This is a genomic window from Nocardia rhizosphaerae, assembly GCF_042650365.1.
Taxonomy (GTDB): Bacteria; Actinomycetota; Actinomycetes; order Mycobacteriales; family Mycobacteriaceae; genus Nocardia; species Nocardia rhizosphaerae.
In genome coordinates this window covers 1,551,329-1,569,665 of the sequence record NZ_JBHSBA010000003.1, presented here as the reverse complement: position 1 = coordinate 1,569,665, position 18,337 = coordinate 1,551,329, and the positions used below count along the sequence as shown (strand labels likewise).

11 protein-coding genes are annotated in these 18,337 nt (G+C 70.5%); 8 read left to right on the top strand and 3 right to left on the bottom strand.

Annotated elements, in window-relative coordinates; genetic code table 11:
- Nucleotides 1-22 precede the first annotated feature (22 nt).
- The 5 genes from ACFOW8_RS08975 (at nucleotide 23) to ACFOW8_RS08955 (ending at nucleotide 12,959) form a co-directional block, all read left to right on the top strand.
- Entirely contained in the window at nucleotides 23-868 is an 846-nt protein-coding gene (locus ACFOW8_RS08975; protein WP_378548182.1) for an SDR family oxidoreductase, read from the top strand.
- Entirely contained in the window at nucleotides 865-2,010 is a 1,146-nt protein-coding gene (locus ACFOW8_RS08970) for an isochorismate synthase (RefSeq protein WP_378548180.1), read from the top strand. Before ACFOW8_RS08975 ends, ACFOW8_RS08970 begins: the two co-directional genes overlap by 4 nt.
- A gap of 30 nt (nucleotides 2,011-2,040) precedes the next feature.
- A complete protein-coding gene (locus tag ACFOW8_RS08965) occupies nucleotides 2,041-2,697 on the top strand; it encodes an isochorismatase family protein (RefSeq protein WP_378548177.1) in 657 nt (218 codons plus the stop codon).
- A 155-nt stretch (nucleotides 2,698-2,852) separates the two neighbouring features.
- Nucleotides 2,853-11,927, top strand: a complete 9,075-nt coding sequence (locus tag ACFOW8_RS08960) for an amino acid adenylation domain-containing protein (RefSeq protein ID WP_378548174.1) — start codon at nucleotides 2,853-2,855, stop codon at nucleotides 11,925-11,927.
- Between the two features lie 33 nt (nucleotides 11,928-11,960).
- The gene (locus ACFOW8_RS08955; RefSeq protein ID WP_378548171.1) at nucleotides 11,961-12,959 is read left to right on the top strand and encodes an ABC transporter substrate-binding protein; all 999 of its coding nucleotides are present in this window, start codon (nucleotides 11,961-11,963) and stop codon (nucleotides 12,957-12,959) included.
- A 145-nt stretch (nucleotides 12,960-13,104) separates the two neighbouring features.
- On the opposite strand, the gene ACFOW8_RS08950 is transcribed toward ACFOW8_RS08955, so the two are convergent.
- The 3 genes from ACFOW8_RS08950 to ACFOW8_RS08940 are packed head-to-tail and all read right to left on the bottom strand — an operon-like array spanning nucleotide 13,105 to nucleotide 15,961.
- Nucleotides 13,105-14,523, bottom strand: coding sequence for an NAD(P)(+) transhydrogenase (Re/Si-specific) subunit beta (locus ACFOW8_RS08950; protein ID WP_378548587.1), 1,419 nt, complete (start codon nucleotides 14,521-14,523; stop codon nucleotides 13,105-13,107).
- A 17-nt stretch (nucleotides 14,524-14,540) separates the two neighbouring features.
- A complete protein-coding gene (locus tag ACFOW8_RS08945) occupies nucleotides 14,541-14,843 on the bottom strand; it encodes an NAD(P) transhydrogenase subunit alpha (protein WP_378548168.1) in 303 nt (100 codons plus the stop codon).
- A complete protein-coding gene (locus tag ACFOW8_RS08940; protein ID WP_378548165.1) occupies nucleotides 14,843-15,961 on the bottom strand; it encodes a Re/Si-specific NAD(P)(+) transhydrogenase subunit alpha in 1,119 nt (372 codons plus the stop codon). Before ACFOW8_RS08940 ends, ACFOW8_RS08945 begins: the two co-directional genes overlap by 1 nt.
- Nucleotides 15,962-16,360: 399 nt before the next feature.
- Between ACFOW8_RS08940 and ACFOW8_RS08935 the strand changes: the two genes are divergently transcribed.
- The 3 genes from ACFOW8_RS08935 to ACFOW8_RS08925 are packed head-to-tail and all read left to right on the top strand — an operon-like array spanning nucleotide 16,361 to nucleotide 18,329.
- Nucleotides 16,361-16,849 (top strand): HIT family protein, encoded by a 489-nt coding sequence (locus tag ACFOW8_RS08935; protein WP_378548162.1) that lies wholly within the window; start codon nucleotides 16,361-16,363, stop codon nucleotides 16,847-16,849.
- Nucleotides 16,846-17,688: a maleylpyruvate isomerase N-terminal domain-containing protein gene (locus ACFOW8_RS08930; RefSeq protein ID WP_378548159.1), complete on the top strand. Its 843-nt coding sequence runs from the start codon at nucleotides 16,846-16,848 to the stop codon at nucleotides 17,686-17,688. Before ACFOW8_RS08935 ends, ACFOW8_RS08930 begins: the two co-directional genes overlap by 4 nt.
- Complete coding sequence (locus tag ACFOW8_RS08925) at nucleotides 17,688-18,329, top strand: Type 1 glutamine amidotransferase-like domain-containing protein (protein WP_378548156.1); 642 nt, start codon at nucleotides 17,688-17,690, stop codon at nucleotides 18,327-18,329. The genes ACFOW8_RS08930 and ACFOW8_RS08925 overlap by 1 nt, the downstream gene beginning before the upstream one ends.
- Nucleotides 18,330-18,337: the final 8 nt, after the last annotated feature.

The following is an 18,337-nucleotide window of genomic DNA, read 5'->3' as shown; positions in this document are numbered from 1 at the left end:
AGATTCAGGTTAGGCTAACCTCATGTCTAATGGGGATTCTCGTGGCCGGATCGTCGTCGTCACCGGCGCGGCCAGGGGTATCGGCGCCGCGATCGCCGCCCACTTCGCCGCCGGGGAGCGCGTCGTCTCGCTCTGGGACCTCGACCCCACGGTGCACGACACCGCAGCCGCGATCAACTCCGCCGCCACCGATCTCCACGACGAGAATGCCGGAGCCGCAGCGGCATCCGATACCCGCGCGGCTGTCCACGGAGTCACCGTCGACATCACCGACGCCGACGCCGTACATGCCGCCTTCGACCGGCTGAGCGCCGAACACGGCACCGTCGAGGTGCTGGCGCACGCCGCGGGCGTCATGGTCGGCGGCACCGCGCTGCATCTGGACCCGGCCGACTGGACCCGCTGCCTCACCGTGAACGCCACGGGGACCATGCTGGTCACCCAGCGCGCCGCCACCGACATGGCCGCCGCCGGCCACGGATCGATCGTCGTCGTCTCCTCCAACGCCGCGGCCGCCCCCCGCGTCGGTATGGCCGCCTACGGCGCCGCCAAGGCCGCCGCCACCGCGTTCACCAGATCGCTTGCGCTGCAAGTGGCACCGCTGGGGGTCCGGGTCAACCTGGTCTCCCCCGGCTCCACCGACACGGCCATGCTGCGCGACATGTTCGGCGGCGCGCCGCTGGACGAGACCGCCGAGACCGCGCTGCTGGACGGTGATCCCACCGTCTACCGGCTCGGTATCCCGTTGCGGCGCATCGCCGCTCCCACCGACGTCGCCTCGGCCGTCCACTTCCTGGCGTCCGACGGTGCCCGCCACATCACCATGCACGACCTGCGGGTCGACGGTGGCGCAACGCTGGATATGTGACCGAAAGGGTGATCACCATCAGTACCGACAGTTCAGACCCCGCTTTCGTGCTGTCCCGTCCGCAGCGGACCGTGTCCGCGTCCGCGGGCGGGACGATCTTCCGTTCGGCGCACGAGGCGGTGACCGCCCTGCGCAGCGGCCGGATCAGCCATATCGTCGGCGCGCTGCCCTTCACCCCCGGTGCGCCCACCGCGCTGTGGGCACCCGACTCGGTGACCGTCACCGACGCGCCGTATCCGCCCCGGCTACCCACCCCCGTCCCCCGCTTCGAGTTCGACGCCGCCCTGCCGACACCCGACGAGCACCTGCACCGCGTCGCCGCCGCGGTCGAACAGCTCGGCGATCCAGGCCACCCGCTGCGGAAGGTGGTGCTGGCCAGGGCTGTTCGCGCAGTGGCGGCGCGGCCGGTGCGGGCGCGCGACATTCTCGACCTGATGGTCGGCTCCGATCCGCACTCCAACGGCTTCCTGGTCGACCTCTCGGCGGCGGGTGGCCGCTATCCGGGGCGTCATCTCGTCGGGTCGAGCCCGGAGATCCTGGTGCGCCGCACCGGCGGCGAGGTGCTGAGTCATCCGCTCGCGGGTTCGGCGCGGCGGGTACTCGCCGACCCGGCGGCCGATCGGCTGGCGGCCGACACCCTGCTCACCTCGGCCAAAGACCACGCCGAACACCGCTACGTCGTCGACCAGGTCTCGGCCGTGCTCAGCGACCGCTGCGCCGATGTGGACACGCCCGCACCGGAACTCACCTCCACCCCGGCCATGTGGCATCTCGGCACGCCCATCTCCGCCACCGTGCCGCTCGCCGGGCCGTCGGCCCTCGAGCTGGCGGTAGCCCTGCATCCCACACCGGCGATCTGCGGTACGCCTACCGGCACGGCCGCCCGGCTCATCGCCGAACTCGAGGGTGAACGCGGCTTCTACGCGGGCGCGGTCGGCTGGTGCGACGCCGACGGCAACGGCGAGTGGATGGTGAGCATCCGCTGCGCCGAACTGTCCGCCGACGGCACCACGCTGCTCGCGCACGCGGGCGGTGGGATCGTGGCCGCCTCGGACCCCGCCGCCGAATTGGCCGAGACCACCGGCAAATTCCAGCGCATCCTCGGCCCGCTCGGCATCGCCGACCTGCCCGTCACCGTCTGAACCGCTATCCCGAGCGAACGAGAGCTCCGCATGGCTATTCCCCCGATCGCCCCCTATTCGATGCCCGGCGCCGACGCGTTCACCGCCGCGCAGGTCGACTGGACCGCCGAACCAGGGCGCTGCGCGCTGCTGATCCACGACATGCAGCAGTACTTCCTCGACGCCTACGACCTGAACCAGGATCCGGCCATGACCCTGGTCGCGAACATCACCAGGCTGCGCGCCCGCTGCCACGACCTCGGCATCCCGGTGATCTACACGATGCAACCGGGCAACCAGCATCCGTCCCGGCGCGGCATTCTCGCCGACTTCTGGGGCAGCGGCATGGCCGAGGGCGCCGATACCGAGGTCATCGCGGCCCTGGCCCCACAGCCGCAGGACATCCAGGTCACCAAGTGGCGCTATTCGGCCTTCCAGCGCACCGATCTGCGTGAGCTGCTCGGCTACTACCGGCGCGACCAGTTGCTGGTCACCGGCGTCTACACCCACATGGGCTGCATGCTCAGCGCCGCCGAGGCGTTCATGGGTGACGTGCGGCCGTTCCTCGTGCACGACGCGACCGCGGACTTCAGCCGCGATGAGCACGTGATGGCGCTGAACTATGTGGCCCGGCGCTGCGGCGCGGTCACCGGCACCGATGCGCTGTTGCGCAGGCTGGACGCGGCGCGCGTCGAAGCCGACGCCTGATCCGGCCCGCGCACCGCGCTATTCGGGTGGCGCGGGTCACAATCTGCCATACAAACCAAAGTTAGGCTAACCTACTCTCCGCTCTCTCCCGTTCGGCCCGCCTGCGGGACGGGGCGGGGTGGGTGAGTGTTGAACATGAAGGAGTAGTGGGAACGGTGGAACGGGCCGACAGCAGCGCCGATAATCCCGGATTGCCGCTCACCGGAGCGCAATTGGGCATCTGGAACGCCCAGCGTCTCGATCCCGAATCGCTGAGCTACCTGGTCGGCGAGGTGCTCGAGATCGCGGGCACCGAGCCCATCGATGTGACTTTGCTCGACACCGCGATTCGGCACACCATCGCCGAAACCGACACCATGCGACTGCGTTTCGCCGATACCGCCGACGGTCCGCGTCAGCGGATCACCGCGTTGGCGCCCGAACTCCGTCCGCTGGTCGATCTGCGCGGCGAGGCCGATCCGGTCGCCGCGGCGCACCGGCTGGTCGCGGCCGAACGGGAACGCTCCGCCACCTACTGCCGCGCGATGGTCGACCGGCAGCTCTACACCTACACCCTGCTGCGCCTCACCGATACCGACGTGTGGTGCATCCAGCTCTACCACCATCTGATCATCGACGGCTACAGCGCGGCCATGGTCTCGCGCCGGGTCGCCGCGCACTACACCGCGCTGCGGCGCGGCGCAGAGGCGCCGCGCCTGCGCTGGGGCTCGATCGACACCCTCGTCGCCGAGGACCTGGAATACCGTGCGAGCCAGGCACATCAGCACGACCGCGACTACTGGCGCGACCGGCTCACCCCACTGCCGCCGCTGGACGGTCGCGGACAGGCACCCGACGGCGTTGTCGAGCGGACGCACGAGGCGCGCGCCGTGCTCGACGCCGACCTGGTGGCCCGGGTCAAGGAAGCGGCCACCGCGGCGGGCATCACCTGGGCCGATGTACTCGTCGCCGGATATGTGGGATTCGTGCACCGGCTGCTCGGGGAGACCGATGTGGTCATCGCGCTGCCGGTGATGGCGCGCGTCGGCAAGACCGCGCTCACCACGCCGTCCATGGCTGTCAATGTGCTGCCCCTTCGGGTTTCGGTGTCCAGCCAGGATCGCCTCGGCGACCTCGGCAAGCGCGTGGCCGACGCGCTGCGCGAGGTGCGCGCGCACCAGCGATTCCGGGGTGAGGACCTGGCCCGCGAGTTCGGCGGCGCGCAGACCGGTGCGCTGCTGCACGGCATCGGCATCAACCTCAAGGCGTTCGACTTCGCCCTCGACTTCGACGGCGCCACCGGCACCTTGCGCAATGTCGCCGGTGGCCCGCCGGAGGACCTCGGCCTGACCGTGACCCCGCTGGCCGAGGACCGTATCCAGCTGGGCTTCGAGGTCGACGCGCGCTCGCTGGACGCCGTCACCGTCCGGCGGCGGATGGCCGCGCTGGTCACGTTGATCACCGAGCTGGTCGACGCGGCGGACCGGCCGATCGGCGCGATCGGGCTGTACCCGGCCGAGCTCGGGGAACGCATCGCCGCCGAGCGAGCGGGGGCCGCGCTGCCGGGCAGCCCCGAAGACGTGGTCGCGGTGTTCGACGCCATGGTCGCCGCGCGGCCCGACGACATCGTGCTCGCCGGCGGCGCCGACCGGCTCACCGCCGCCGAACTCGGCGCCAGGGTGCACCGGCTGGCACGCTACCTGCGTGGTCGCGGCGTCGGACCCGAGGACATCGTCGGCATCGCGCTCCCCCGCGGGATCGACCTGGTGGTCGCACTACTGGCGGTGCGGCACGCGGGTGCCGCTTTCCTGATGCTCGACATCGCCCATCCCGCACAGCGTCTCGCCGACATCGTCGCCGACGCCGCACCGGTACTGATCCTCACCGACGACGCGGTCGCCATGTTCGCGGGATCGACCTACCCGGCCGTCGGTCCGAACACGGCAACCACCGAGCTCACGCACACCACTACCGGTTCAGACACGATGGTCACCGAGTCGGCGCGACCGGTCGCCGGATCGAACACGGTGGCCGCACAGCCGCCGCGACCAGCCGCCGGTTCCGAAACGGTGGCCGCCGAGCCGGCACACGCGACCGTGAGTTCAGAGGTGGCCGTCGCCCAGTCGGCCGGCACGCCACGGTCGTCTTTGGTTCGCCTGTCGGACAATCGACTTCGCGAGAGCATCGCCCAGTTCGACAGCGGTCCGCTGGTGGTGGGCGAGCTTGCCGCGCCACGCTCGCCCGCCCACCTGGCCTATGTCGTGTACACCTCCGGTTCGACCGGCAAGCCCAAGGGCGTGCAGATCACCTGCGGGGCGATGGCACAACTGCTGCACCACCATCGCGCGACCGTTTACGCCGAGGCCGCCGAGCGGGCCGGTGGGCGGCAGCTACGTGTTGCGCACACCTATTCGTTCGCCTTCGACGCGGCGCTGGATCAGCTGCTGTGGCTGTGGTGTGGGCATCGAATCCAGCTGTACGACACCGATATCCAGAAGGACGCCGCCGCCCAGGTCGCCGCGTTCGCCGCCGACCGCATCGATGTCGTCGACACGACGCCGTCGATGGCGACCGCGCTACTGGACAACGGCCTGCTCGACAGCGCGCACCGGCCGGAGCTGCTGCTGCTCGGCGGCGAGGCGACTCCGCCCGCCCTGTGGTCGGCCATCGTGGCAGCGGGGGTGGCCGCCCGCAATATGTACGGCCCCACCGAGGCCACCGTCGACGCGCTCAGCGCACCGGTGACCGGAGCACAACCGCATGTCGGTGGGCCGCTCGCCGGTACCAGCGCCTATCTGCTCGACGGCGCGCTGCGCCCGGTGCCGGACAGGGAGATCGGCGAACTCTATCTGGCCGGACCGCAATTGGCGCGTGGCTATCTGGGCCGCGAGGTGGTGACGGCGGAGCGGTTCGTCGCCGACCCGTTCGCGGCGGGCGAGCGCATGTACCGCACCGGCGACCGGGCCCGCTGGCTGCCCGGCCGTGGCTACGACTACCTCGGGCGCGGCGATCAGCAGATCAAGGTGCGCGGTTACCGGGTGGAGCTGGGTGAGGTCGAGGCCGCGCTCGGCGCGCTGCCCGGCGTGGCCGCCGCGGCCGCCACCATCCGCACCTCCGGCGAGAGCACCCGGCTGGTCGGCTATCTGGTCCCCGAGGCAGGGCGGGCGCTCGATCCCGACCAGCTGCGGCACCGGCTGACCACCCTGGTGCCCGACCATTTGGTGCCATCGGCGCTCGTCGTGCTCGACGCGCTCCCGACCACCGTCAACGGCAAACTCGACCGCGCCGCCCTGCCCGCACCTCAGCTGACCACCACCGGCCGCCCGCCACGCACCGACGCCGAACGCGCGCTGTGCGGCGTGGTCGCCGAGGCGCTCGGAGCGGCGCGGGTGCACGCCACCGACGACTTCTTCGGTCTCGGCGGCGACAGCATCACCGCCATCGGCGTGAGCAGCCGCCTGCGCGCACTCGGCCTGCACGTGCCGCCGAAAACCCTGCTCGCGCAACGTGACCTGGCTACCATCGCCGCCACCGCCGAGCCGGTGGCCGACGACGCGGGCGCACCGGCCCCCGACGAGGCCACCGGTACGGTCCCGATCCCGCCCATGGTCGGCGCATTGCTCGACGCGAACCCCGACCGCTCGGCCGTCTCGGGCTACGCCCAGTGGACCGCGCTGACCTTGCACGAGGACCTGACCCTCGACGACCTGACCACCGGTCTGCAAACCCTGATCGACCGCCACGACGCCCTGCGGGTGGTCCTCGGCGACTCCGGCACCGGCCCCCGGCTCGAGGTCGCGGGCGTCGGCACGGTCCGCGCCGCGGACCTGGTCGGCGAGATCGCCTTCCCCGACCCGCTGCCGAGCCGGGCTGACGACATCGGCCGAGCCGACGCCGAGGTGCAGGCGATCGCTCCCGGCGAGATCCCCGGTCGATCCGGCACGCCCGCGATCCTGTCCGGCGCCGCGACCCAGGCAACATCGGACCCGCACGACACCAGCCGTGCACCGGTGGATGCCAGCCGTGCGCGGCCGGAGACGGCCGACGCGGCAACCAACCATGCGGTCATCGCGAGCCCGGCCGCGCGGATCGAAGCCATTGCGGCGGAACTCGCCGCGGAACTCGATCCTGACGCGGGTGTCGAGATTCGCGCCGCCTTGATGCGTGCCGCGCCGGGGAGCCCCGATCACCTCGTCCTCGTCGTCAATCACCTCGTAGTGGACGGTGTTTCGTGGCGCATCCTCATCCCCGAGCTGTACGAGGCCTGTGCGGCCGCGCGGGAGGAGCGTCCGGCGCGCATGTCCGCCAAGGGGAGTTCGTGGCGCAGGCACGCCACCTTGCTCGCCGTGGCCGGTGCCGAGGGCGCGCATCGCGGCGAACTTCCGTACTGGGAGCGCGCGCTCGGCGCCGAGCCGGTGGCCCCACTCGGTGCACGAGCCATCGACCACACCGTCGATCTGGTCGAGAGTGCTCAGCGGAGCAGGACTTTCGCGACTCCCGGCATCTCCGAGGCGATCCTGACCACCTTGCCCACGGCCTACCTGGCCAAGCCCGACGACGTTCTTCTCGCGGCGCTCATGCTGGCGGTCAATGCCTGGCGGCAGGAACGGGGCGAGACGCTGGAAACGGGCAGACCGGTCGCCGTGGAAGGCCATGGCAGGGAACCGCTGCGCGCCGATACCGATTTCGCGGGCACCATCGGCTGGTTCACCAGCGAATTCCCGGTGTGGACCCCGGCCACCGGCATCGACGACAGCGCCGGTCTCGCCGACGCGCTCGCCGGTGGTGCGGCGGCCGGACGGCTGCTGCGAGCGGTCAAGGAGGCCAAGCGGGCCGTCCCCGGTAACGGTGTCGGCTACGGCGTGCTGCGCAGGCTCGACCCGGAGACCGCGCCGCGGCTGGCCGGTCTGCCTACGCCGGAGCTGCTGCTCAATTACCTCGGCCGCTTCGGCGGCAGCACCACCGCGGGCTGGAGCCTGCCCGAGAACGACGCCTTCGCGGTGACCGAACCGCCGGCGAAGGCGCTCACGGAAGTGCTGTCGCTCAACGTCTTCGTGCGCGAACCAACCACCGCGCAACCGGGTGCGCCCCGCCTCGCGGTGGAGTGGACCGCGGCGGGCGAGATTCTGGACGCGCGTCAGGTGGCGGACCTGCAGCGGCACTGGGAACTGGCGCTGGAGGCGCTGGCCGCGCACGCGCAGCTGTTCCCCGGCGGCCTCACCCCGTCGGACTGCCCCGGCCTGTCCATCGGCCAGGAAACCATCGACGCGCTGGAGCGGACGCACGGACCGCTGGCCGAACTGCTGCCGCTCTCGCCGCTGCAGGAAGGCCTGCTGTTCCACGCGATTCGCGACGGATCCGACGACGCCTACACCCTGGGCGCCCGGGTCGATCTGCACGGACCGACCGACGGTGCCCGGCTGTCGGCGGCCTTCGACACCGTCGTCGGCAGGCATCCCACCATGGCCGCCGCCTTCCACTACGCGGGACTCGACCAGCCGGTACAGGCCGTGCCGCGCGCGGTCGGGATGCCGTGGCGCGAGGTCGATCTGTCCGGGCTGCCGCCGCGCGCCGCGCTGGCCGCCGCCGACCGGCTGGAAGCCGAGGCGATCCGGCACCGGTTCGCGGTGGACCGGTCACCGATGTTGCGCGCCACACTGATCCGCCTGCCCGGCGACACCAACCGCCTGGTACTCAACACCCATCACCTGGTGATCGACGGCTGGTCGACCCCGATCGTCCTGCGTGAGGTCCTTGCCGCCTACCACGGCGACGACCTGCCCGCCGCCGCCCGCTACAGCGACTACCTGGCCTGGATCGGCAGCCGCGACCGCGCTGCCGTGCGCGCGGCCTGGGCCCAGCGCCTGGCCGGGTTCACCGCACCGACGCTGGTCCGCACCGAGACCGCCCGGCAGCGCGAATTCCGGCGCTGGCAGGTGCCGCTGCCCGACACCCTCGGCGCGGCACTGGCCGAACTCGGCCGCGCGCGCGGTCTCACCATGAACACCCTGGTGCAGGGCAGCTGGGCGTTGGTACTTGCCGCCATCACCGGACGCACCGATGTCGTGTTCGGCGCGACCGTCTCCGGCCGTCCGGCCGAGCTGCCAGGCGTCGCGGGCATGGTCGGCCTGTTCGCCAATACCGTGCCGGTGCGCTGCGCGTTCGATCCCGAACGCACCCTGCTCGAGCAGCTGGCCGATCTGCAGGAACACCGGTTCGCCATGCAGGAGTTCGACCATGCCGGTCTGGCGGAGATCGAGCGGATCGTCGGCCTCGGTACCCTGTTCGACACGCTGGTCGCCTTCGAGAACTTCCCGAACTCCGCTGCGGGACAACCCAACTCGCACACCTTGCGGCTCGGGGAATTCCACAACCACGGCAACACCCACTACCCGATGACGCTGATCGCCCCGCCAGGTGACCGGCTGGAACTGGTGATCTGGTACGACCGCGCCGCCGTCCCCGATACCGCGTTGCCCCCGATCGCCGAACGGATCGGCGCGATCCTGACCGCGCTGACCACCGCGCCGTGGACCAGCCCGGCGGACTTCCTCACGCCGCTCGCGGTGTCCGCTGCCGCACCGCACCCCACCGAGCCTGCCGGACTCGCGAATCCGGTCACCGAGCCGACCACGCGGAATCCGGCACCGGCCCCGCGCGGAGCGACCCTCGCCGACTGGGGTGTCACCGCCGACCCGAACGCACCCGCCGTCACCGCAGGCGGGGTGACCATCGACTTCCGCGAGTTCGGTACCCGCGCGAACCGGCTGGCCCGCTGGCTCATCGCCAACGGCGTCGGCCCCGAAACCGTGGTTGCCGTCGCCATGCCGCGCACCATCGACTCGGTGCTCACCGCGCACGCCGTCTGCCGGGCCGGTGGCGTCTACCTCCCGATCGACCCGGAACAGCCAGCGCGGCGCGTCGAGAAGATCCTCGACACCGCCACCCCGGCGCTGGTGCTTCGCTCGCTCGACGACATCGACACCAGCGGCTTCGACGACACCGAACTCACCGACCGCGACCGGCTCGCCCCGCTGCGCCCCGCCAATATCGCCTGTCTGCTGTTCACTTCGGGCTCCACCGGCACCCCCAAGGGCGTGAGCCTGTCGCACGCCGCGATCATCTCCACCTTCGAATGGCTCTACCGCGCATGCCGGTTCGGCCCCGGCGACACCATGCTTTACCGCACGCCGCCGATCTTCGACGCCTCGCTCATGGAGATGTTCCTGCCGCTGCACCTCGGCGCCAGGATCGTGCTGACCCGGCCCGGCGGGCACCGCGACCCCTACTACCAGGCCGAGCTCATCCGCGCCGAGCGCGTGACAGCGATGTGGATGACCACCTCGATGCTCACCGTGCTCGCCGAGGAGGCCGATCTGTCCGGCTGCGCGGACCTGCGCTGTGTCCTCACCGGCGGTGAGGTACTCCCGCCCGCGACCGCGCACCGCGTGCGCGCGCTCACCGGCGCCGCCGTCCACAACTTCTACGGCCCCACCGAAGCCGCGATCGGCTTCACCATGCACGAGACCGTGGCAGCCGACACCGTCTCGGTGCCGGTCGGCGCCCCCGCCGACGCCGTCCGCATCCTCGACGAACAGTTGCGCCCCGTCCCCGACGGCGCCATCGGCGAGCTGTACCTGACCGGCGTCCGGCTGGCCCGCGGCTACCTGGCCAGGCCCGACCTGAGCGCGGCCGCCTTCGTGGCCGACCCGGAGGGAACCGGAACGCGGATGTACCGCACCGGCGATCTGGTGAAGCGTGACGCGCACGGGGAACTCGACTACGTCGGCCGCACCGACAGTCAGGTGAAACTGCGCGGCCAGCGCATCGAACTCGGCGATATCGAATCGGCCCTGCTCGCCTGCGACGGCGTCGCGCAGGCGGTGGTGCTGCTTCGCGAGGACACCCCTGGTGATCAGCGCCTTGTCGCGTATCTCATCGCCAGGTCCGGCGTCGACCTCGATCCCGCGGCCGTCCGCGAACAGCTGCGAACCATGCTGCCCCCGTACATGATTCCCGCCGCGTTCCTGGCACTCGAGCACATCCCGCGCACCGCGACCGAGAAGATCGCCCGCCTGGAACTGCCTGCGCCGGAAACGGCGGCCCCACGTCCCGCGCGCATCGGCGCTACCGCCGAACCGCACGTCGGGCTCGGTACGGCAGCCGCCGGGGCAGGCGGAGCGCCCATGGACGGCGCGCCGGTAGCCGGCGCCGACTCGACGACGGCCCGCACCCCCACGCCGGGCACGGGCACCGACCCGGCACCTGCCACGCCCGACGACAGCGCACTCGCCCTCGTGCGCTCGGCGATGGCGGCGGTCCTCACCATCGACGATATCGGGGCCGATGACGACTTCTTCGGCGCCGGCGGGCATTCCCTGCTCGCGGTGCGCCTGGTCGGCCGCCTGACCCGAGCCGGCTTGCCGGTGGTGCTCGACGACGTCTTCACCGCGCCCACCGCGCACGGGCTGGCTCAGCGGATCGGCGCGGCCGAGCCGGGCAGGCCACCGGCCGACGGGCTCGCCAGTCTGGGCAGGCGCCTCGATCCGGTCCTCGAGCTGCGCGCCGACGGCACCGCCGAGCCGCTGTTCTGCATCCACCAGATCGGCGGCACCGCATGGAAATACGCGCCGCTGGCCCGGTTGCTGCGGGCCGAGCGACCGATCGTCGGCCTGCAGATGCCGCAGCTCACCGAGCCGGGTTTCCCGACGCGCACGCTCGACGAGCTGGCCGAGTATTACCTGGACGCCGTCCGCCGCATTCAGCCGCAGGGCCCGTACCACTTCCTCGGCTACTCGCTCGGCGGCAATCTCGCGCACGCGATGGCGGCCATCCTGGAGGCCGAGGGTGAACAGGTGGCCTTCGTCGGTCTGCTCGACTCGCATCCGCTGTCGAACCTCACCGAACGGGCGGCGGCCACCCTGGCCGACCCGTCCGGCATGGACGCACTGCTCCCCGAAATCGCCGAGTACGCCCCGGAATTGGCGGTGGTCGTGCGCAACGCTGCGACCGATCTGCTGCGCATGGTGACGCTGTCGGAATCACCACGCTACGGCGGAACGATGGCACTGTACTGCGCCGACAACGGGCTCGAACCCGAACGTGTGCACGCCCAGCTGACCGGATGGACAGCCGCGGGCGCACAGCTGGTGGTCCGGCGACTCCCCTACACGCACAACGACATCGCGATGCCGACCGGCTGGCTCGAGGTCGCCGCGCTCCTCGATGTGGATCCCGCGATCCGCACCTGAACCTTCCACCGGAAAGAAAGTAGGAAACACCCCATGTCCGCGCACCGAATGACGGCACGCATGCGTTCCGCCGTCGCACTCCTGATCGTCGCGGTGACCGCGACGGCAGTGGGCTGCGGCAGCTCCACCGCCGACGAGGCGGCCGACACCGGCACCCGCGAGGTAGCCACCGCCAAGGGCACCGTCACCGTGCCCGCCGACCCGCAGCGCGTGGTCGTCCTCAACGGCGCGCTCGCCGGCTACCTCTACGACCTGGACGCGAAGGTTCAGGCCGCCGATCCGCGCATCCTCGGGCTCACCCTGAATCCCGGTGAGTTCCCGCCGGCCTGGGCCGCCGACGCCGAGGAGCAGGGCACCGAAGCGGTGCCCTCCGGCGACGACCTGAACCTCGAGTTCATCGCCGCCCAGCGGCCCGACCTGATCATCGGCGGCGGCCCCGGCTGGCCCGGCCAGCAGACGATCAAGAACTACGACAAGCTCACCGCGATCGCACCGACGGCGCTGGTGCCGTCGGATGCCGCCAACTGGCAGGACCAGCTGAAGGCGGTCGCCGATTTCGTGAACCGTCCCGAGCAGGTGGACGGCATGATCACCGCCTACTCCGACAAGGTCGCCCAGGTGAAGGCCGGGCTGAAGCTGCCGCAGGGCGCGGCCGCCGTCTGGCAGTCGCAGGCCGACGCCAAGCCGATTCTGCTGGCCCCCAACACCCCGCTGGCCGGGCTGCTCTCCGATGTCGGCATCACCATGGACGAGCAGATCGAGGCCAAGGCGGGCAACCCTTCCAGGGCCGAGGCCGGCGACTGGGTGACCTTCAGCCCCGAGCTGATCAGCACCGTCGTCGACGCCCCCGTGCTGTTCGTGCTGCAGCTCGACGGCGGCCGTGACATCGCGGCGCTGAAGCAGGATCCGGCGATGGCCATGCTGCCCGCCTTCCAGCAGAACCAGGTGTACAAGCTGCCCGCGACCGCGAAGCGCCCGGACTACCGGGAGGCCATGGCGACCCTCGACCTGCTGGCCGGGTACTTCAAGTGAGCACCCGCGGCTGATCGAACCGGCCGCAACACCTGCACTCACCCCGTTCGCCGAGTCCGGCGGGCGGGGTGAGTTCGTTTCGCAGGCCCGAAACGCCACCGGCCCCGTCGTCAGGAGGACGACGGGGCCGGTGTCTTCGGTTGTCTTACAGTGCCTTCAGCTCCTCGGTGACGGCGCCGACGGACTTCTTGGCGTCGCCGAACAGCATGGAGGTGTGGTCGGCGTAGAACAGCGGGTTGTCGATGCCGGCGAAGCCGGAGTTCATCGAGCGCTTGAGCACGATGACGCTCTTGGCCTGGTCGACATTGAGGACCGGCATACCGTAGATCGGGGACGTGGAGTCCTCGCGGGCGGCCGGGTTGGTGACGTCGTTGGCGCCGATCACCAGGACGACGTCGGTGCGGGTGAATTCACCGTTGATGTCGTCCATTTCCTTCATGGCGTCGTAGGACACCTCGGCCTCGGCCAGCAGCACGTTCATGTGGCCGGGCATCCGACCGGCGACCGGGTGGATGGCGTATTTGACCTCGACGCCCTTGCCCTCGAGCAGCTCGGCCATCTCCTTGACCGCGTGCTGGGCCTGGGCCACGGCCATGCCGTAACCGGGCACCACGATGACCTGGTTGGCATAGGCCATCTGGATCGCGGCGTCGGCCGCCGAGGTGGCCTTGGCCGACTTGGCCTCGCCACCACCGCTGGCGGCCGCACCACCGCCACCACCGAAACCACCGGCGACGATGGCCGGGATGGAGCGGTTCATGGCCTTGGCCATGAGGTTGGTCAGGATGGTGCCCGACGCGCCGACGATCATGCCCGCCACGATCATCGCGGTGTTGTTCAGCGCCAGACCCGCGGCCGCGGCCGACAGACCGGTGAGCGCGTTGAGCAGCGAGATCACGACCGGCATGTCCGCGCCGCCGATGGGCAGCACGACCATCAGGCCGAGCACACCGGCCAGCACCAGCAGGCCGATCATCCACAGCTGCGAGACGCCGCCGTTGTCGGCGCCGAACCCGATCACCACCGCGCACACGATCGCGCCGAGCAGCAGCAGCAGGTTCAGCGGCTGCTGCAGCTTGCCGATGCCGATCGGCTTGCCGGACAGGATCTCCTGCAGCTTGGCGAAGGCGATGATCGAGCCCCAGAACGACACCGAGCCGATCACCGCGGCGAACAGCGAACCGATGATGATGTGGATAGTCGGCTCGTCGTGCAGCTGGGAGAAACCGGAGCTGTCGATGAACTCGGCCCAGGCGATCAACGCGACCGTGCCACCACCGACACCGTTGAACGCCGCGACCAGCTGCGGCATCTCGGTCATCTTGGTGCGCACCGCGGGCGGAACACCCAGCGCGACACCGACGACCAGGCCTGCCACGATCAGGACCCAGTTCAGCATGGCCGCGTCGCGGATCGAGATCAGCGTGGCGATGACCGCGATCGCCATACCGACCGCGGCGATCTGGTTGCCGCGCACCGCGGTCTTGGGGCCGGTCAGGCCCATCAGGCCGTAGATGAACATGGAGAAGGCCACGATGTAGAGGCCGTTGACCAGATAGGTCATGTTGTCGACTGCGTGCATCACTCGGCCGCCTTCTTCTTGCCCTTGAACATCCCGAGCATCCGGTCGGTGACCACGAAGCCACCGATCACGTTCAGCGTGCCGAACACCACCGCGACGAACAGGATGATCTGCGCCAGCAGCGACGGGTCCTCGATATTGCCGAGCACCACCAGCGCACCGAGCACCACGATGCCGTGGATGGCGTTGGTGCCCGACATCAGCGGGGTGTGCAGGGTGTTGGGCACCTTGGAGATGACCGCGAAGCCCACGAAGCCGGACAGCACCAGGATGGCGATATTGGCGAAAAGTTCGGTGTACATCAGGCTTGCCCCTCCCGGGTGACGCAGGAATCGGCCAGCACCTGATCGTCGAAATCGGGTGCGAGCTTGCCGTCGACCAGCATCAGTTCCAGCAGCGCGGCGATGTTCTTGGAGTACAGCTCGCTGGCGTGCTCGGGCATGGTCGCGGGCAGGTTCAGCGGCGAGGCGATGGTCACCTGGTGCTTGACCACGGTCTGGCCGGGCTCGGTGAGCTCGCAGTTGCCGCCGGTCTCCCCGGCCAGGTCGACGATCACGCTGCCGGGCTTCATCCCCTCCACCGCGGCGGCGGTGACCAGGCGCGGCGCGGGACGGCCCGGCACCAGCGCGGTGGTGATCACCACGTCGAAGCCCTTGATGGCGTCTTCGAGGGCCTTCTGCTGCTGGGCCTTCTCGTCGTCGGTGAGTTCGCGGGCGTAGCCGCCCTCACCGGCGGCGTCGATGCCGAGATCGAGCCACTGGGCACCAACCGAACGCACCTGATCGGCGACCTCGGGACGCACGTCGTAACCGGTGGTGCGCCCACCCAGCCGCTTGGCCGTGGCCAAAGCCTGCAGACCGGCGACGCCGACACCGAGCACCAGCACGGTGGCCGGTTTCACGGTGCCCGCCGCGGTGGTCAGCATCGGGAAGAACCGGGTCGACTCCGACGCCGCGAGCAGCACCGCCTTGTACCCGGACACATTCGCCTGCGAGGACAGCGCGTCCATCACCTGCGCGCGCGAGATCCGCGGAATCGCCTCCACCGCGAAGGCCTGCACCCCCGCCGACTTCAACGCACCGATCTGGTTCTCGGCATTCCGCGGTGCCAGGAACCCGATCAGCGTCTGCCCCGAGGACAGCTCGGCCACCTCGGCATCACTGGGCGGTGCCACCTTCACCACGACCTCGGCCGACCACGGATCCCCGATGGTCGCACCCGCCGCGACATAGGCTTCGTCGGGAATGAGCGCACCTAGGCCCGCGCCGGCTTCCACGACCACCTCGACACCCTGTTTGACGAGGGTGGGGATGATCTTGGGCACCAGCGCAACCCGCCGCTCACCCGCGCCGGATTCGCGAACGACTCCGACACGCGCGCCGCGCGGCGAATCCGCGCCGACGTTTTGCGTTGTCTCCACTGGTCAGACTTCCTTTTCGTGCTGGCTACGCGCCTGGGAACAACGGACCCGCCGATATTACTTGCGAGTAAGTTCGGCTTAAATCCTCGCAACTGTACTCGGCTCGCGGTGAGCCTAGCCGAGATGCCGGTCACAGCGGAGTGCTGGACAACCCGGCCCCGAATCGGGCAGACCCGACACGTTTCGCCAAGTTGGCGCCACTTCCTCGCCGTCGACATAGCCGAGAATATTCGTCGCCGCAGGTCGGGCCGGACAAGTACGCACACCCGCGTGCGTTACTTACTCACGGGTCCGAATCCTGGTCGGCCGACCGGCTCGTCACCCGAACGTGACGCGCGTCATGCCCGGCCATAGCGCACGACTGTTGCGCGATGCATGTCACACCGTAGGGTCGACGCTGTGAACGACTGCGTTTTCTGCCGGATCGTGGCGGGTGCCGCGCCGGCCACCATGGTCTACGAGGACGACGCGGTGTGCGCCTTCCTCGACATCAGGCCGATCACCCGCGGCCACACCCTGGTCGTTCCCCGAACGCACGCCACCGAGCTCGACGATCTCGATCCCGAGCTCGGCACCGCGGTCTTCCGCACCGCCCACCGGCTCGCGCGCGCCCTGCGCCGCGGCGGTCTGGCCAGCGACGGCGCGAATCTGGTCCTCAACGACGGCGTCGCGGCCTTCCAGACCGTCGGCCATGTGCACCTGCACGTAGTACCGCGCAAACACGGTGACAAACTCAGCTTCGCCAAGGGATTCCTGCTGCGCCGCCCCCACGAACCGGAGGCCACCGCGGCGGCGATCCGCGCGGGCCTCACCGCGCTCGCGGGACCCGACATCGCGTCGACCGTCTCGCCGTCCAACCCGAGCGAAGCCGAAGGAGCCCAGGGATGACCGAGCCGACCCCCGACCGCGAACAGCTCACCGATCTGCTCGCCCAGCAGTGGGAGGCCATCGGCACCCTGGTGGCCGATCTGGACGAGAAGGCGTGGCGGGCATCGTCACCCCTGCCGGGCTGGACGCTGTTCGACGTGGTGGCGCACGTGGTCGGCACCGAATCCTGGCTGCTCGGCGAGACCCCGCCGCCGCACGACCCGCTGCGGCCGAAGACCGATGTGCGGACGCTGCCGCATGTGCGCAACGAGATCGCCGTGCTCAACGAGATCTGGGTGGACCGGCTGCGTCCGCTCTCGGGCAAGCGGCTGCTCGCGCTCTTCGACGAAGTCACCGACCGCAGGCTGGCGGCACTGGCGGCGATGGACACCAAGGCATGGGAGACGCCGACGGTGTCACCGGTCGGGCAGGTGCCCTACGGACGGTTCATGCGGGTGCGGCTGTTCGACTGCTGGATGCACGAACTCGACCTGGCCGACGGCATCGGCCGCAGCGTCACCGAGGGCGGCCCGCGCGCGGAAACGGCGTTCGCCGAGCTCACCGCGGGCCTCGGCCGCGCGGTCGTGAAGGGCGCCAAGGCACCCGACGGTTCGCGGATCACCCTCGACCTCACCGGCCCGGTGACCAGGCGGATCCATCTCGCCGTCGTCGACGGGCGCGGCGCGGTGCTCGACGAGCCCGACGGCGAGCCGTCCGCGGTACTCGGCCTGGATTCCGGGCTGTTCGCGCGGCTGCGTGGCGGCCGGACCACAGCGGACGCGCATCGCGACGAGATCACCGTCTCGGGAGATACGGCGCTGGGCGAGCGGCTGGCGCGGAACCTGGCCTTCACCATCTGATGCGCTTGTTCCTGGCGTCGTACCGGTTCGGGGCCTTCGCCGACCGGCTCGCCGGGCTGGTGGGGACCCCCGGGCCGATCGCGGTGATCCCCAATGCCTGCGACGCCTGGCCGGACGCGTGGGCGGCGGCGGTGACCAGCGACGTGACTCCGCTACGGCGGCACGGGTATTCGCCGGAGGTGCTCGATCTGCGCGAATACGCGGGGCGCCCTTCGGCGCTGGAACGGCGGCTGCGCGAGTTCACGGCCGTGTGGGTGCGCGGCGGGAACACCTTCGTGCTGCGGGCCCAATTCGCTCGCAGCGGAGCCGATTCGGTGCTGCCCGCACTGCTGGGCGAGGACGCCCTCGTCTACGCGGGCTACAGCGCGGGCGCGTGCCTGCTCGCACCCTCGCTGGCCGGGCTGGAGACGATGGACGATCCGGCCGAGGTGCGGCCCGCGACCGGCGTCGAGGCGCGCTGGGACGGGCTCGGTCTGGTGGACCGGCAGCTCGTCGTCCACGTCGACTCCCCGACCGACCCCGACGACGACGCGGCGAAGGTCATCGCCCGCTACCGCGCCGACGGCGTCGCGCACTGGACGCTCACCGACGACGATGTCGTCGTTGTCGACGGTCAGGAGCTCGAACTTCTGCGCGGGTGAACAGCTTT

What these genes read in the sequence shown, in the direction of transcription:
- ACFOW8_RS08955 (WP_378548171.1), top strand. Translation starts at nt 11,961, where the DNA reads ATGTCCGCGCACCGAATGACGGCACGCATGCGTTCCGCCGTCGCACTC.
- ACFOW8_RS08975 (WP_378548182.1), top strand. Translation starts at nt 23, where the DNA reads ATGTCTAATGGGGATTCTCGTGGCCGGATCGTCGTCGTCACCGGCGCG.
- ACFOW8_RS08950 (WP_378548587.1), bottom strand. Translation starts at nt 14,523, where the DNA reads ATGACCTATCTGGTCAACGGCCTCTACATCGTGGCCTTCTCCATGTTC.
- ACFOW8_RS08930 (WP_378548159.1), top strand. Translation starts at nt 16,846, where the DNA reads ATGACCGAGCCGACCCCCGACCGCGAACAGCTCACCGATCTGCTCGCC.
- ACFOW8_RS08925 (WP_378548156.1), top strand. Translation starts at nt 17,688, where the DNA reads ATGCGCTTGTTCCTGGCGTCGTACCGGTTCGGGGCCTTCGCCGACCGG.
- ACFOW8_RS08945 (WP_378548168.1), bottom strand. Translation starts at nt 14,843, where the DNA reads ATGTACACCGAACTTTTCGCCAATATCGCCATCCTGGTGCTGTCCGGC.
- ACFOW8_RS08965 (WP_378548177.1), top strand. Translation starts at nt 2,041, where the DNA reads ATGGCTATTCCCCCGATCGCCCCCTATTCGATGCCCGGCGCCGACGCG.